The following is a 14,718-nucleotide window of genomic DNA, read 5'->3' as shown; positions in this document are numbered from 1 at the left end:
TCACCTTTTCTTTTATTTTTTATTAAACGTACTTTAATTAATTCGTTTTGGAATCTTTTGAATTATTTTTATTTTGCTTCTCTTTTGAGTCTTTCTTTTTCTTTGAATCTTTTTTGGACAATTCATCTGGTACTTGTCCAATTGTATCATCACCATAAGGATGATTATTAGATAAAGTAAATTTCACTTTCGTACCATTTTTGATTGCCTCATTTTCTTGAACTGATTGTTCCGTTACAAATCCAGATCCTTCTGTTTCTATGTTGATTCCTGTTGCTTGTTCTAGTTTAAGTAGGTCTCGTTTCGACCAATTTGTAGTATTTGGCATTGTAAGGTTGCCTTCAGTGACAAGCAAGATTTTCTCTTTATCTTGAACTGTTTTACCTTCTAATGGTACTTGCTTTGTTATCTTATTTCCTTTACCTATAACGATAGGTTCTAACTTTTTACCTTTAATTGTATCTACAGCTTTTTTGCTGTTCATGTTTGTAACATCTGGTACTTCAGGTGAACTACTTTTAGCTTTACCTTGTGTTTCTTCAACATCTAAGTATTTCAAAGTATTTTCCATTATTGGATTAAACCCTCTAGATACACCATATTCATATGCTTCTAAATCGCGTTTTTGAGCTAAAGACATACCTGCATAAACAACTACCTCTGGATCTTTAGCTGGTGCGTAGCCCATGAAACTTACGAAATAAGGGTTTGCACCTTGAACATAACCACCGTTTTTAGTATCCGGTACTTGTGCTGTACCAGTTTTACCTGCAACACGATAACCATCTATTTGATAATTCGTGGCATGGCTGTCTTTACTATTTACGACTTTATCTAATTCATGCATCGTCTTTTTCGCTGTATCTTTAGAAACAGGATTACCTACTATTTTTTTCTTACCTTCTTTAATTGTTTCTTTTGACTCAGGATTTTGTATTGATTTGACGTAATAAGGTTCAAGCATGTTCCCTTGATTAAGAATAGCAGTCTCTGCTTGCAACATTTGTAACGGCGTCACGGTCGTTGATTGACCAAATGCAGATGTTTTTCTTTGCAGTTCATTATCAAATGCAATATTACCTGGGGCTTCGCTATCAAATAGTCCGCCTGTTTTTTTACCGAATCCAAACTTCTCATAATATGCTTTCGCTTTATCTTCACCTACTAAATCTTGTAGTTTCATCATTAACGTATTCGCAGAGTACGTGAAACCTGTAGTCATAGGTATATTACCCCAACCATCATCGTTCCAGTCATATATTTTAAATCCATCAATATCTCGGTGACCAGATTTGAATTTTTTCTTAGGATCAAATTTACCTTCTTCTATAGCTGCTGCAAGCCCATATGTTTTAAATGTTGAGCCAGGTTCATATGTATTTTGTGATAAATCACTCGCCCATTTTTTTCCGAAATCTTTTTTAGTTTCTGGATTAAATGTCGGTCTTTGACTATATCCTAATATTTCACCTGTTTTAGCGTCCATTACAACAGCAAATAAATCTTTAGGTTCATATCTATCTACCATTTCATCAAGTGCATTTTCAACAAATACTTGTATATTTGAATCTATTGTCAAGTGCAAGTTATCACCATTTTTAGCATCGATGTTGTCCTCACTATTTGGGATTAACATGCCCCAAATATCTTGTTTATATGAATTTTTACCTGACTTACCACTTAAATAACTATCAAAAATTTTCTCTGCGCCAGCAACTCCAATTAGCTTGTTCGTATCATTATCTTTATTAGCTAAGCCAATTAAATGTGATGCAAAATTGCCATTCGGATAAAATCTTCTTTTCTCAGTTTCAAAAGTCAATCCAGGTAACTTTAATTTTTCAATATCAGTCTTTTGTTTATATGTTAAGTCTTTACCTTTTTGACCAAATTCAACTTGAAAAGCGTTTTTCGTTTTAAGTTTACTTAATATATCTTTTTTATCCATTTTTATTATTTTAGATAGTTCTTTTGCTGTCTTTTCTTTATCTTTAACATGTCTTGGTTTCTTACTATCTTTACTCATTTTTTTATCTAAAATCGCTACCAACTTATAACTGTCAGTATCTTCTGCCAAGACTTTTCCATTTCTATCATAAATTTTTCCACGTTCAGGTTCAGCAATCGTCTGTCTTAAATATTTTTCACTGGCTCTGTAAGTTAAGTCTTCTCCAGCTGAATGTCCGCTGATCATTAAATACGAATATCTTAAGGCCAATATAAAAAAGAGCAGTCCGAAAAAGCTTACTAAGAGGACTGCTCCTATTTTATTTTTCTTTATTTTAATTTTTGGCATCACTACGCACTACCTTTACATTGTCGTTATTTAGCTTTAGACCATAGTCTTTAGCTTTGTCGTAGATGCGCTCATATGATGATTGTTTCATTGATTCTGTTTTCAAATCACCATTTGTTGTTTGTTGTTGCTCAATTTTACTATCTAATTCCGCAATTTGAGTTTTATTGTTGTACGCATCCATTTTTAAAGATAGCATATAAATACTTATCAACGCAATCATAGTTATTAACGTTATGTATACGAACTTTTCTATTCTAGATATGCCAACTACTTTGGATTTCTTGACGGTTTTCCTTTGCGGGTCGACTTGTGGCTCTTGCCACTCGTCAGGTCTATAATTCGGGTAAATTCTTTCTACTGCCATCCACTTGCCACTCCTCTATTTACTTCAAGATTTCTGCAACTCTCAACTTCGCACTTCTTGCTCTGTTGTTCTCCTCGAGTTCTTTATCGTCAGATATAATAGGCTTTCTATTTACTCGTTTCAGTTTCGGTTGATATTCTTCTGGTATTACTGGTAATCCCCTTGGTACATCTGGTCCCTTTTCATATTCTTGGAACACTTGCTTACACAAACGATCTTCTAATGAATGAAATGTAATTACAGAAATTCTTCCGCCAACTTTTACATGTTGAATAGCTGCTTCAATTGATGTTTCAAATGCACCTAATTCATCATTCACTGCAATTCTTACTGCTTGGAACACGCGTTTTGCAGGGTGTCCGCCTTTTCTGCGTTTAGCAGCAGGAATGCCTTCTTTAATTAGATCCACTAATTCGAAAGTCGTTTCTATAGGCATTTGTTCACGTCTCGCCTCAATTTTCCTCGCGATTTGCTTAGAAAATTTTTCTTCACCATATCTAAAGAAAATTTTGACAAGTTGTTCATAAGACCAATTGTTAATCACTTCGTAAGCTGATAATTCTTGTGACTGATCCATTCTCATGTCTAGCTTCGCATCGTAATGGTAGCTGAACCCTCTTTCAGGTGTATCAAGTTGCGGGCTAGATACCCCAAGATCATAAAGTACACCATCAACTTTACTAATGTTTAATTCTTCTAATATATGCTCTAAATTTCTAAAGTTGTTTTGAACAAAAGTTATTTTATGAATATGATCTTTCAAGATATCTTTAGCATGTTCGATAGCTGTTTCATCTTGATCGATTGCAATAAGGTGACCATTATCATTTAATTGTTCAACTAGGTATAAACTATGCCCAGCTCCACCTAATGTACAATCTACGTATGTACCATCGGGCTTAACTTCTAACTGATCTACTGTTTCTCTTAATAGTACGGATACGTGATGAAACATCTATTCCACTCCTAAAAATCAATATCAATGAGATCTTCTGCAATGTCCTCAAAATTGTCTTCAGACTCATCATAAAAATCATTCCATGTATTTCTATCCCATATTTCAATTCTGTTTGATACACCAATGACTGTACATTCTTTGCTCAGATTGGCATAACTTCTTAAATTTTGTGGGATATTAATTCGACCTTGTTTGTCTAGTTCTACTTCAACAGCACCAGAGAAGAACATTCTCATGAATTTACGTGCATCTTTCTTAGTGATTGGTAAGGTTTTAAGGTTTTCTTCGATGCGCGACCATTCTTCTAGTGTGTAGCCAAACAAGCATTTATCAAGGCCTCTAGTGATAATAAAACGCTCATTTAAATCATATCTGAATTTAGAAGGAACAATCATACGTCCTTTTGTATCCAATTGATGTTGATATTCTCCCATGAACATTTTATCTCACCTCACCTTATTTATAATTTACCACATTCCCCCACAATCCTCCACTATTTATACAAGATTTCTTGAAATTTGTGCAAAAAGTAAAAAAAACACCAAATTTACGTTTCCGTAAATTTGGTGTAAATACTGTCATACCTATAGTTCAAGCGTTAAATGTTCAAAAGTGTAACAAAGTGGTGGATAAGTGGAGGGACTGAACATATCTATCCCAAAATAATTCATTAATTGAACTGGATTCCATACTCTCTCTTGTAAACCGTGTTGTGGGTGCAAAGTATTTTGTAATGTTTCAAAGTGTCTCATGCTGATTTCGTTCTCTCGTTCTACATTTAATAAATATCTATCAAATAAGTATTGATATTGATGTTGGTGTATTTGATTATTTTTTTCGAGTAATTGTCTATTTTGATATTCATCGCCTATTTCCTCTATCAGCTTATGATGAAATGTTGATTGGACTTCCTTCATGCTTTCAATCTCTCTTAATACATCATCAGAAGCTTTTGAACGGATAAATTTCTGTTTATCGTTTGATACACCATCTATTAATACATTATCAATAGATAATTTATATGTTCTTAATAATTTCTTTGTATCTTGTGGTAAGTAACTGATTCTCATTCTTGGCATGACAACTGGCATTTCAATATTCATTAACTTAAACACACCTTTAAGTTCTCCCCAATAAATAATTTCACTCGGTCCGCCTATAAAACTTAAAGTATTAAATAAGTATTCTTCCATTATTGGGCGCGTCACAACATTATTTGAGAATCTTTCAGGATGTTTATCGATTAAATTCAATAAGTCAGCTTTTGAAAATTCAACATCAGTATCTTTATTTAAATAAAATTTATCATGACCTGCCATAATCAACTGACGTTTATCATGATGCTCATAAAATACATGCACATTACTATCAGTTAAAATCATACGTTTATTTATAACGTTTGAAAATTCATCTTGAGTCTTTCTAAATTCACGATTAACTGCTTCATAGTTGTTAATCAGCTCTTTAAAAAATGGTCTTTCCATTTCTCTCAGTCTAGAATGATCTGCATCAATTAATAACAAACCATAATCTTTAAACACATTATTTGTTAAATGTTTAAACATATCTGTCCATGAATGAGATAGCTTTATAACTTTTTCAATCATTTCTTTAAGATGAACAGAGTTACGCGTTTCACCTATTGAACTAAACATATCTTCTAAAGCATCATAAACTAATTCTTTGTCGAACACATACTTTGAGACGCTCTTTTCAGGAGCATCTAAAGTGTTGTATTTCACTTTATTTAAATTTCTTGTAATTCGGTCATACGCATATGTATGATTCACTTCATCAAAATCATGATCTTCCCCAGCAATCCAAAATACTGGCACAATTGGTTTACCTAATTTTTCACTTTGTTCTTTAGAAAGGATAATTATCGACATTATTTTATGGAATGTATATAGTGGTCCGGTAAACAACCCCGCTTGCTGTCCACCAATTACAACCTTATGCCCATTACTTAAATGTTCAATATTTGATTCTTGCTTTTCTGTTAAATTAAATTCAGACATATAATCTCTAATTACGCGTGCAAGTTCACTTTCCCTACCATTTGAAGGTACTTGAAAACGTTTATTAAATGCATCTTGATTACTCGGATCATATTCGTAAAAATTCAAAATATCTTTATCATGATTTGTATATCTATCTATAAAACTACCATGTTCATCTATAATCGTCTTCATACAGTCCATACGAGTCTTACTCCTTCATTATTAATCATTACCAATAGTATAAAGATTGTAGTTAAATAAAACAATTTAACGGCTTATAATTTAAAATTTTATAAAAATGAAGTATAATTAAGAAAAGAGCAAGGGGGATTATCATGGCAAAAGTAGAACATTTACATATTAATTACAAGACTGAAGAGGAATTTGAACAATTCCGTAACTTCGGAAACGAAGGGCTATATATGGTTGAAGAATTAAAAGGTAAGATGATCGATGCAAGTTCCGATTCTCCGTTTTATGGTATTTATGTTGGTGATAAATTAGTCGCTAGAATGTGCCTATATCAACAAGATGAAGTTGAAAAAACATATTTCCCTGCATTTAATGATTATTTAATCTTATGGAAATTAGAAGTTTTAAAAGACTATCAAGACCGAGGTTACGGATTACAATTATTAGATTATGCGAAAAAGTTCGAGCTACCAATTAAATGTATCGCTCGTAATCAATCTAAAGATTTCTTCTTAAATCATGGTTTTAAAGATATTGAGCAACAAAATCAATCTGGCGAAGATATTGTTATTTGGACGCCATAATAAACCAATTAAAGTAAAATTCCCAACTCATTGATAAACGGCTGAGTTGGGAATTTTTTATCTATTATAATGAAAGTACATACATAAATAGCATAATTGATAATAATATTATTATTACAGTGTGCGTCATGATATACATATAAAGTATCGCAATAAACTCTCTGACATATGCATTTGGGTAGAAATACTTTTTGGACGAGCCTCCTGTAACTGTTGCCTTCATTTTTAGTTTTTTAGATATTAGGCCAGCTCTTAATATATGAAAATGATTCGATACTATAATTGAAAATGGATGGGCATCCATTTTTTCCATAATACGGTATGAATATATCAAATTCTCTTCGGTATTTGTAGATTTTTCTTCTTTAATAATTGTTTCATTTAAAACGCCGTTATTTAGAAGATATTGCTTCATCGCTTCAGCTTCACTTATAATTTCATCATCACCTTGACCACCACTCACAATGATCTTTGTGTTTTTATTTTTTCGTTGAAGTTTAATCGCTTTATCTAACCTCGCTTTTAACAACGGTGTTACTTTGTCACCGATTATTCCCGCACCAAGTACAATAATATATTGACTCTTCTTCCTCTTAGAAATAGCACTTATAAGCCAAGCGTAAATGTTATGACTTATAAACATTAAATTTAAATAATAGAATATAAATGAAATATATATTGGAATGATACCATTCCCTAATGTCACAATTATTTCAGGTTTGAAAAGTATGATTATAAAATTCAAAAATATGAATGCGCCATAACCTAGTACAATCATATTCGTCATAAATCGTCCTTCATTAGCCATCTTCTTCTTTGTATTGAGAAGTGATAATAACATAGCTACTATAACGATAAGGCCATATACAATATTTGTAATTAGTAAGTAATTTATATTCAGATGAATGCTTAGAACTGGTATCGCAATGCTTCTAACCAATAATATAAATATTGAAATAAATAACATGCATAATAGAAAAACATTCTTATATTGTCTATAGTCAATCTTAAAACTTATGACAAATAATATTAATAAAGCTAAAGTAACGACCATCATTATCACCTCCGCATCTTTTTGAACAGTATAAAGTATACCATCATCCCACTATTTATACATTTAAGACATACTAAATATTTGTTGTGATTTTTATATCTTGAGAAACATATTTATTCCTTATTTCTAACTCACTTTTTTGTATATACAAAAAGCGCTTCTTCACTGGACTAATATCCAAGGAAGAAGCGCTGTATTTGTAAGTTTTTTTCTGTTTATTTCTTATTTAGTTCCGTTATCTTTAAATTATCCATTATAAAATCTTTTGATCCTTCAAAGTTAATTTGTCCTTCTTCTTTATCACCTTTTGAAACTGGTGCTTTTTTAGTAGAAGCTATACCAATCCATGTTTGACCATCTTCACTACCTTTAACTGTTGTTTTATACGTACGTTGCCCTTTATTATTTGACGTACCTTTAAGTGGATCCTGTTTATATTCTTTGTTTTGATCCACATCATCATGACCAGTAGCAAATGCATAAGTATCGTCAGATCCAGATTCATAATCAAATGTTACTTCGTATTTTTTACCTGGCTCAAATCTAAAGTTTTGAGGTATTGTTTGATATGCAAGTTTATCTTGTTGTACTTGTCCATTAATCTTTAATGACCAGTTTCCATCTATAACATCATTAATTAATTTATTATTCCAACCTCTTTGTGTATACGGTGCATTTTTCTCAGATAAATGTGTTCTATTATCTTCTACGCCTTCAATACCCGACACTACAAATGGGAATAATCCTTGTGGTACATTTTCAAAGTCCTGGTGGAATACATTTTCTTCAGGATATAAGTTCTGATTATTTTCAAAGATTCTTATATCATCGAAATATGTTTCACCCTCTCCTGCTTCTCTAGATAATGTTAATTCTGCTTTGCCATTACTAGGTGCTACAAAATTTACATACATGTTTTGGAAATAACTTGTATCACCTTTCGTTGCTGATTCTTTAGTTGTATTATGTGCATTTGCTTTTACATAATTTTTAGCAATTGATTTCTTAGTATAGTTTTCGTAATTCTTTCCATCTGCTTTAACCGATAATTTAGCTTTAGCATCACTTCTATTATCTACACCGACATAAACTGCGTATTTTTTGCCTGGTTTTAAGTCTGTTAATTTTTGAGTTAACTGAATGTCTTTTGTTTTATTATTTAAAGTTAACATTTCATTGCTGCTATTTGATTTTACAATCGTTGCATCTTGTTTATTTCCTGTGACTTTCCAATCTTTAATAGATTGTGTATTAAATCCTGGATCTTTAATATGCATACCTTCACCATAATTCACTTTTTCTTGCTTTTGTTTGTCTTTGTAAATAACATATGGTGTATTTGCTGCAATATTATTTAAATTTATTTTTCCATTTTTAACTGAAAGTGTATCTACTAACGTTCTTCCTTTTTCATTTAATTTGTAAAGTTTTACTTTTTTAGCATTCCAATTGTTTGGTAATTCCCAAGTTGAATTACCACCTTTTTCATTAAAATGATAAAGTTTCTGAGTTTTATTATTTAAATCTTTACCATTTTCATCCCAGTTCCATGGAATTAAATATTTATCCCCATCTAATATACGTTTTCCATTTAAATCAATTGTTCTAGAACGATAGTTTTCTTTATCGCCTTCATAATCATTTGATTTTCTCTTAACCGTAACTTTATCGCCATCATTATTTTTCAATTGAACTTCCATTTCTGGTGTCCATTCAACATTTTCTTTATTTGCCGACATCTTAACTGGCTTACCATCTTTCCAATTCGTCACTTCAAAATGCTGTAAATATTTAGTCGATAAGTTTGTCTTAAATATATTATGAATATATTCTGCATAATCATTTCTTCCTTGCCATCCTTCAAAATCTTTCATATCATATCCGCCCAATAAAGGATAATCAGCAGCGCCTGAATAAGAAGGATAATTTCCTACCCAAGAATCCTTTTCATGATTTCGTATAAATCTAGCAACTTTAGAATTGATACCTTTATTCTCGTATCCACCATAAGTTAAATCAGAAGCCCAATGTTGGAATGTAGAATCGTATTCCATACCATGACCCCATTCAACCGCAACTCTCCAGCCTAAATTTTGAATTTCACTTGCTAATTGGTGTGACATCCATGCTTGATTATCTCCAGATTGGCCATTTCCCCATACATCTACATAAATAAAGTCCAAATCGTTACCAACTTTATCTTTAAATGCTTTCAATCTGTCTTTTCGACCATGTAGCATATCATATTTAGCATCAATATTAATTCCTTGATCTAACCAATTCCATCCATAATTATATGAACCATCTTTATTCTTTCTCAGTCGTTCAGGTACAAACGCTTTTGCTTCAGGATAAGTCTCACTCGCATTAATATGGACGCCAAACTTTGCACCATATTTTTTACCTTTAGCAAGTAACGTCTTCATATCTTCAGCGCCACCAATTCTCTTACCAATATTATCGTAATCTAGGTGTCCCGAATCGTGACCTTCACTTCCATATCCTTTTAAAATAATGGATTGACCTAAGCCATCTGTATTCAAATTCACTTTCTTTACACCATCTAATGACATTAAAAATGGATTCTGTGCTTGTGATCCAAAGTTCATTGAAATTCGATGTGCAACTAAGTCAGGTACAGATTCTGAACCTTTCGGATGATTCATAATTGATCGATATGCAATGGCACCATCTTGCCAATCGATCTTATTATCTTTATTTTCATCTTCAGCTATTATAACTTTAGCTTCAGGCAACATCTTCTGTTGTTTAGCATCAGGATAATCAGGACCTGGTTGCAATATCCATGGTGAACTAGACAAGCCAACTTGCTTGTTCTGTTCTACACTTTGAGAAGTTGCTGTTAATCTTGTAAAGTCTAAAGAGCCAGTACCCTTTGAATATTGTGAATTAGTCCAAACACCTGCACTCGTTTTACTATTCGAAAGAAAACCGTACATCATTGGATAATTAAAATCTTTCTCAAAATCGTTATCTACTTTAAATTCTTTATCCCCACTTTTCATAGTATTATTAGACATCCTTGTTGTTTGTAAAGTGGCATTTTTTTCACTAGAATTTACCGAAACTAATGAATGATCTGGTATTTCAAAATCTCTTATAACCGTATCTTTTTCCTTACCATCGAGATTATTTTTGTAATCCATAACTTTAAAACTCAATTGATTATTGCTAACTCTAACTTCAATTGTAAAGTCACCATCTACTTTATTTTTCTCATCTTTAACATTCAACTTATATTGTGCTGAACTTGCATTCAATCTTCTATAACTCACTTTTGGCACTATAGCGTGACCATTAATTTTCACTTTATCTATTTTCTTCTTTTGCCCATCCATCTTTGTACCATTCTTCAACTCATAATCGATCACTCTTGGAAAGTCCCTATCGACATTAACTTTCATCTTATTGCTTTTTAATGTATCAGTATTGCTTTTTGCTTCTATACTTTGATTACTAAATGCAAAATATGTAATAGAAACAACCGTTAATAACGTAACAGTCAATAAACTTTTACTTAATAAAGTAAATTTATATCTAAAATCCAAGACAAATCACCCCTTATTTTTTTAAAACTTAATTTAATCGTACACTTCTAATAATCAAAAGTCGACTATTTTTTGTTTGTTTTTGTTTGTATATGATAATAATTGTTATTAATAATTTCCATAAAAAAACCCCGGAACAACATTGTCCCAGGATTATCTTTTCTTAAATATTCAATTATTTATTAAATAAATGCTGATTTCCCATTGAAATAGACAATCTATTCCACATATTAATCTGATTGATAATCAGAATTAAATCAGTATATTCTTCTTCTGAAAATTCTTCTCTAACTCTCTCATAAAGTTCAGTTGAAACACCGTTAACACTAATTAACGTTACAGCTTCCGTTAGTTCTAATGCTAATTTAGTGCGCTCTGGATAAATGTTCGTATCATCCCAAGCATTCAATAAATAAATTTCCTCTTCACTAACCTTCATCTTACGAGCATCAGCAGTATGCATCCCTAAACAGTAAGCACACCCATTTATTTGAGAAGCTCTAATTTTTACGAGTTCTCTTAGTTGTCTATCGATACTCGTTTTCTTTAATTGTTTCTCTAACTCCATATATAAATTTACTTCTTCACTCGCAACTTCATTATAATCAATTCTATTATCCATGTTTAACGCCATCCTTATCCATATTTAATGATTACATGTTTACCCATTTCAAACCTTTTTTAACCACTATACAACCCGATTTAAGACACCAATCATATTTGAAAGGTGCCTGACTTGTTGCATAATATATATGTACCCAATACAATTATTTCCAAACATAGTATTTATTGCAAATACTACGTTAGCAATTCATACTTTCAAAAACACATTATTTATTAGATATTTTTGTTTTATGTTGTGCATTCATATACTCTTTGTACGCCATATACACTGCAATAACAAAGAGTAGAATAGACAAAATCCATAAAACACCCGCTAGATTTACTAATTCCCCACTAAGGTTGGTAGCAATGACAGGCAATATCCCTGCAATTAATAATAGTGATATTACTTTTCGCATATTTATCCCTTCCTTCTGTTGGAATATAACATTTATCATCCTCTGAATTATTTAACGCTGCACCATACATTAAACCTATAGCAACACCTATACCAATTGCTCCCATAATAAGTGAAAATATGCATATAAACATTACACAGCAAGCGATAATAAGAATATGATTTTTAATTAATTTAGTCAGTATAATACCTCCAATTTATACTATTAAACTGATCAATTAGTACTATTTCAATCCACATCATAACATATTCAATTACAGTATGTGGTAAACTATGTAATATATGAAAAGCATAAACATAAGAGTCTAAAAATGAATATCCAACAAAATATTTTTGAAGAAGCTAAATCTTTAATACGAAAAAGATATCCAAATGGATTGGGTGGCGCTGCTGCAATGTATTCTAAAAATAGTAATACCTATACATCAGTCGTACCTGAAATTATAAATAATTCTACTTCATTGTGTATTGAAACAGGCTCAATTTTAGATGCACATAAGCATCAGGATATTATAACCCATGCTATTTGTGTTGTCAGAGATGATGAAAATAGTGATTTCAAAATTCTCACACCTTATGGTACATGCCAAGAAAGATTATTATATTGGGATAAGTCAAATTAAAGTTGGTATTACAAATGTTAATAACGAAATTAAATACAAAACTTTAGATGAATTACAACCTAACCATTGGACTAAAGCATATAGCAACATTGAATTCTGCGAATGATAAATGATATTAGCTTACAAAGAAGTACCCCACAAAGTTGAACAAAAATTCAACTTTGTGGGGTGCTCTGTTTGAAATTATTTAATGTTATTATATTTGGCATTTAATGTTTTACGACTCACCCCATAGTATCAATTACAACAATCTTGACAGTATTTTGTTTATATATTCACTACTTTAGAAAAATTCGATGTCTATGATGAATGCCTATGCATGGAATGTATTAGTAAGATAGTTTAATATTAATGTAACTTATAGGAGGAAATTATATGCTAAATATTTTACAAGCAATTGGATCAATTGGAACATTTATTATGGCAATTTTATATTTAATTTCGGTATTGATACAAATTAGACAAATTAAAATTTCATTTATACCCTATTTAGCATTTGATCAAATTATTATTGAAAAAGCTCAAAAATTAAAACTAAAAAATTTAACTGAAAATGACTCTGATTATGTTAATACTGCTTTTAAACTACAAAACTTAGGAGGTGGAACTGCTAAGAACATTGATATTAAAGTTTATCTAGCTGAACAAGAAGTCATTCAAGAAAAACATATAAATGTATTACCTAGTAATAAGTTTTATCTAATGCCTATTAACAAAAAAGCTTTTGAAGAATTCCAAGATACTATAGAGAATAATGGTTATAGCACTAATATGTTTATAAATATAAAATACTATAGCCAAATCTCAAAAAAACAAAACGATATGACATATAGAGTTAAAATCGATGAATTCGTAAATTTAGATGATAAAGACTTATATGAAATGACATTCGAAACCTTAAATTCATAGTAATTAAAGGAATAAATCTGTAAATATGAAATCAACTCATAACTCTAATTGAATAGTAAGAAATGAGGCGACTGTTTCAACAGTCAACCTCATGCACATATAACTCCCTTTATTGAATTATAAAAAAAGCTTTCGTTGTCCCACCCCGGGAAGGTTAACTAGAATTGAAAAAAGCGTGATATAAAGCGTATTTTCAGTTCAGTCACCTACTGCCAATATACAACAAAGTCTGGGACTCATTAATGATGTCCCAGACTTTAACAAATTATTCACTTATTGACAGTGCCATTTCAGATTTTATCTTATAAGCTAATACTTGCAACTCAGGAAAATAATTATTTGCAAAACCAATAATTATTTTATTTTTAATTGTATCGTTAAGTTCTCTATCTTCAGGAATTGTATTGTCTATCAAATTTAAAACATCATCATAGTATATATTATCTAAACTTGTTTTTTCCAAATACTTCAGAATTGCCAAAAAGAGTTTTTCAAAAGTTTCATGTTCAAAATCAAAATCTAACAACAATAAACTTATAGAATTAGTTTCTAATTGGTTGTCCCCAATTCTATCTGATATCTCCCTTATAGCTTGATATAACAGTCTAAAACTTTCTTTGTTTTGCAACATTCAAACCACCTCTATTTCCCTTCAATTCCAACTGTTTTATTGATGTTAAGCCTTGAAAAGCTTAAAAACCCCAAAACTTATCGAATGATGAGATTAATAGATCAAGCTATACCAACGTTTATCTACAAGATTAGTTAAGGGTCCTAAACAATCAATATAAATGAGAAGAAACTCGTTTTAAAATTTCTCTGAAATTAGAAATTTTTCAATCAACTTCTTTTTCATTTTTCAAAATAAATTTAATAACATCAACATGTAAGTCTATAACCTTCCAATACGTCATTAACCTGTCCCATTGGAATCTCAGGAAGATTTCTAATTTCGCACAACTTAGACTTAATTTCACTCTTTGTTATCTTTTTATTTTCAGTAGTTAATCTAAATAAATAATTATTTAGCTGTTTAATTTCATCAACATTATAACCATAACGTAATAAAACTAAATCTTTAGTCTTCAAGTTAGGCGCTAATTCTTCTTGAAGAACATCTATAGACCTGTCTCTTATACACATCT

The 14,718-nt window shown here is 31.0% G+C and carries 13 protein-coding genes and 1 pseudogene; 3 read left to right on the top strand and 11 right to left on the bottom strand.

All coding sequences use genetic code 11. The features are described from left to right. Nucleotides 1-37: 37 nt before the first annotated feature. From CD111_RS02685 to bshC, 5 genes are all read right to left on the bottom strand, one after another. The gene (locus CD111_RS02685; protein ID WP_095088512.1) at nucleotides 38-2,296 is read right to left on the bottom strand and encodes a penicillin-binding protein; all 2,259 of its coding nucleotides are present in this window, start codon (nucleotides 2,294-2,296) and stop codon (nucleotides 38-40) included. After that, complete coding sequence (ftsL, locus tag CD111_RS02680; protein ID WP_095088514.1) at nucleotides 2,283-2,663, bottom strand: cell division protein FtsL; 381 nt, start codon at nucleotides 2,661-2,663, stop codon at nucleotides 2,283-2,285. Before ftsL ends, CD111_RS02685 begins: the two co-directional genes overlap by 14 nt. A 19-nt stretch (nucleotides 2,664-2,682) precedes the next feature. Next, complete coding sequence (gene rsmH, locus CD111_RS02675) at nucleotides 2,683-3,618, bottom strand: 16S rRNA (cytosine(1402)-N(4))-methyltransferase RsmH (protein WP_095088516.1); 936 nt, start codon at nucleotides 3,616-3,618, stop codon at nucleotides 2,683-2,685. Between the two features lie 11 nt (nucleotides 3,619-3,629). Next, nucleotides 3,630-4,061: a division/cell wall cluster transcriptional repressor MraZ gene (gene mraZ / locus CD111_RS02670; protein ID WP_095088518.1), complete on the bottom strand. Its 432-nt coding sequence runs from the start codon at nucleotides 4,059-4,061 to the stop codon at nucleotides 3,630-3,632. Between the two features lie 144 nt (nucleotides 4,062-4,205). After that, nucleotides 4,206-5,822, bottom strand: coding sequence for a bacillithiol biosynthesis cysteine-adding enzyme BshC (gene bshC, locus CD111_RS02665; protein ID WP_095088520.1), 1,617 nt, complete (start codon nucleotides 5,820-5,822; stop codon nucleotides 4,206-4,208). Between the two features lie 134 nt (nucleotides 5,823-5,956). On the opposite strand from bshC, the gene CD111_RS02660 reads away from it, so the two are divergent. Next, on the top strand, nucleotides 5,957-6,397 hold the full coding sequence (locus tag CD111_RS02660; RefSeq protein ID WP_095088522.1) for an N-acetyltransferase: 441 nt from the start codon (nucleotides 5,957-5,959) through the stop codon (nucleotides 6,395-6,397). Between the two features lie 64 nt (nucleotides 6,398-6,461). Here CD111_RS02660 and CD111_RS02655 read toward each other — a convergent pair whose 3' ends face one another. The 4 genes from CD111_RS02655 to CD111_RS02640 all read right to left on the bottom strand — a co-directional run bounded on the left by CD111_RS02655 (nucleotide 6,462) and on the right by CD111_RS02640 (nucleotide 12,042). Then, a complete protein-coding gene (locus CD111_RS02655; RefSeq protein WP_095088525.1) occupies nucleotides 6,462-7,451 on the bottom strand; it encodes a YdcF family protein in 990 nt (329 codons plus the stop codon). Nucleotides 7,452-7,666: 215 nt separating this feature from the next. Beyond that, nucleotides 7,667-11,020 carry an endo-alpha-N-acetylgalactosaminidase family protein gene (locus tag CD111_RS02650; protein ID WP_229726502.1) on the bottom strand — a complete coding sequence of 1,118 codons (3,354 nt, stop codon included), beginning with the start codon at nucleotides 11,018-11,020 and terminating at the stop codon, nucleotides 7,667-7,669. Between the two features lie 175 nt (nucleotides 11,021-11,195). Next, nucleotides 11,196-11,642 (bottom strand): carboxymuconolactone decarboxylase family protein, encoded by a 447-nt coding sequence (locus CD111_RS02645; RefSeq protein WP_095088527.1) that lies wholly within the window; start codon nucleotides 11,640-11,642, stop codon nucleotides 11,196-11,198. Between the two features lie 208 nt (nucleotides 11,643-11,850). Beyond that, nucleotides 11,851-12,042 (bottom strand): hypothetical protein, encoded by a 192-nt coding sequence (locus CD111_RS02640; RefSeq protein WP_095088530.1) that lies wholly within the window; start codon nucleotides 12,040-12,042, stop codon nucleotides 11,851-11,853. A 310-nt stretch (nucleotides 12,043-12,352) separates the two neighbouring features. On the opposite strand from CD111_RS02640, the gene CD111_RS02635 reads away from it, so the two are divergent. Beyond that, entirely contained in the window at nucleotides 12,353-12,664 is a 312-nt protein-coding gene (locus tag CD111_RS02635) for a cytidine deaminase (protein WP_371868735.1), read from the top strand. A gap of 375 nt (nucleotides 12,665-13,039) precedes the next feature. Continuing rightward, the gene (locus CD111_RS02630; protein ID WP_095088533.1) at nucleotides 13,040-13,573 is read left to right on the top strand and encodes a hypothetical protein; all 534 of its coding nucleotides are present in this window, start codon (nucleotides 13,040-13,042) and stop codon (nucleotides 13,571-13,573) included. Nucleotides 13,574-13,838: 265 nt separating this feature from the next. Here the strand turns inward: CD111_RS02630 and CD111_RS02625 are convergent, their stop codons facing one another. Both CD111_RS02625 and CD111_RS12680 read right to left on the bottom strand, forming a co-directional pair. Continuing rightward, nucleotides 13,839-14,204 carry a hypothetical protein gene (locus CD111_RS02625; RefSeq protein WP_095088536.1) on the bottom strand — a complete coding sequence of 122 codons (366 nt, stop codon included), beginning with the start codon at nucleotides 14,202-14,204 and terminating at the stop codon, nucleotides 13,839-13,841. 205 nt (nucleotides 14,205-14,409) lie between these two features. Beyond that, nucleotides 14,410-14,716 (bottom strand): annotated as a pseudogene (locus tag CD111_RS12680) (hypothetical protein). Nucleotides 14,717-14,718 lie beyond the last annotated feature (2 nt).

The organism is Mammaliicoccus stepanovicii (genome assembly GCF_002902525.1).
In the GTDB taxonomy this organism is placed as follows: domain Bacteria; phylum Bacillota; class Bacilli; order Staphylococcales; family Staphylococcaceae; genus Mammaliicoccus; species Mammaliicoccus stepanovicii.
The sequence above is the reverse complement of the archived record's forward strand: the minus strand, read 5'-3'. Positions and strand labels throughout refer to the sequence as shown.

What these genes read in the sequence shown, in the direction of transcription:
- rsmH (WP_095088516.1), bottom strand. Translation starts at nt 3,618, where the DNA reads ATGTTTCATCACGTATCCGTACTATTAAGAGAAACAGTAGATCAGTTA.
- CD111_RS02645 (WP_095088527.1), bottom strand. Translation starts at nt 11,642, where the DNA reads ATGGATAATAGAATTGATTATAATGAAGTTGCGAGTGAAGAAGTAAAT.
- CD111_RS02660 (WP_095088522.1), top strand. Translation starts at nt 5,957, where the DNA reads ATGGCAAAAGTAGAACATTTACATATTAATTACAAGACTGAAGAGGAA.
- CD111_RS02625 (WP_095088536.1), bottom strand. Translation starts at nt 14,204, where the DNA reads ATGTTGCAAAACAAAGAAAGTTTTAGACTGTTATATCAAGCTATAAGG.
- CD111_RS02640 (WP_095088530.1), bottom strand. Translation starts at nt 12,042, where the DNA reads ATGCGAAAAGTAATATCACTATTATTAATTGCAGGGATATTGCCTGTC.
- mraZ (WP_095088518.1), bottom strand. Translation starts at nt 4,061, where the DNA reads ATGTTCATGGGAGAATATCAACATCAATTGGATACAAAAGGACGTATG.
- CD111_RS02635 (WP_371868735.1), top strand. Translation starts at nt 12,353, where the DNA reads ATGAATATCCAACAAAATATTTTTGAAGAAGCTAAATCTTTAATACGA.
- ftsL (WP_095088514.1), bottom strand. Translation starts at nt 2,663, where the DNA reads ATGGCAGTAGAAAGAATTTACCCGAATTATAGACCTGACGAGTGGCAA.
- CD111_RS02630 (WP_095088533.1), top strand. Translation starts at nt 13,040, where the DNA reads ATGCTAAATATTTTACAAGCAATTGGATCAATTGGAACATTTATTATG.
- CD111_RS02685 (WP_095088512.1), bottom strand. Translation starts at nt 2,296, where the DNA reads ATGCCAAAAATTAAAATAAAGAAAAATAAAATAGGAGCAGTCCTCTTA.
- CD111_RS02655 (WP_095088525.1), bottom strand. Translation starts at nt 7,451, where the DNA reads ATGGTCGTTACTTTAGCTTTATTAATATTATTTGTCATAAGTTTTAAG.
- bshC (WP_095088520.1), bottom strand. Translation starts at nt 5,822, where the DNA reads ATGGACTGTATGAAGACGATTATAGATGAACATGGTAGTTTTATAGAT.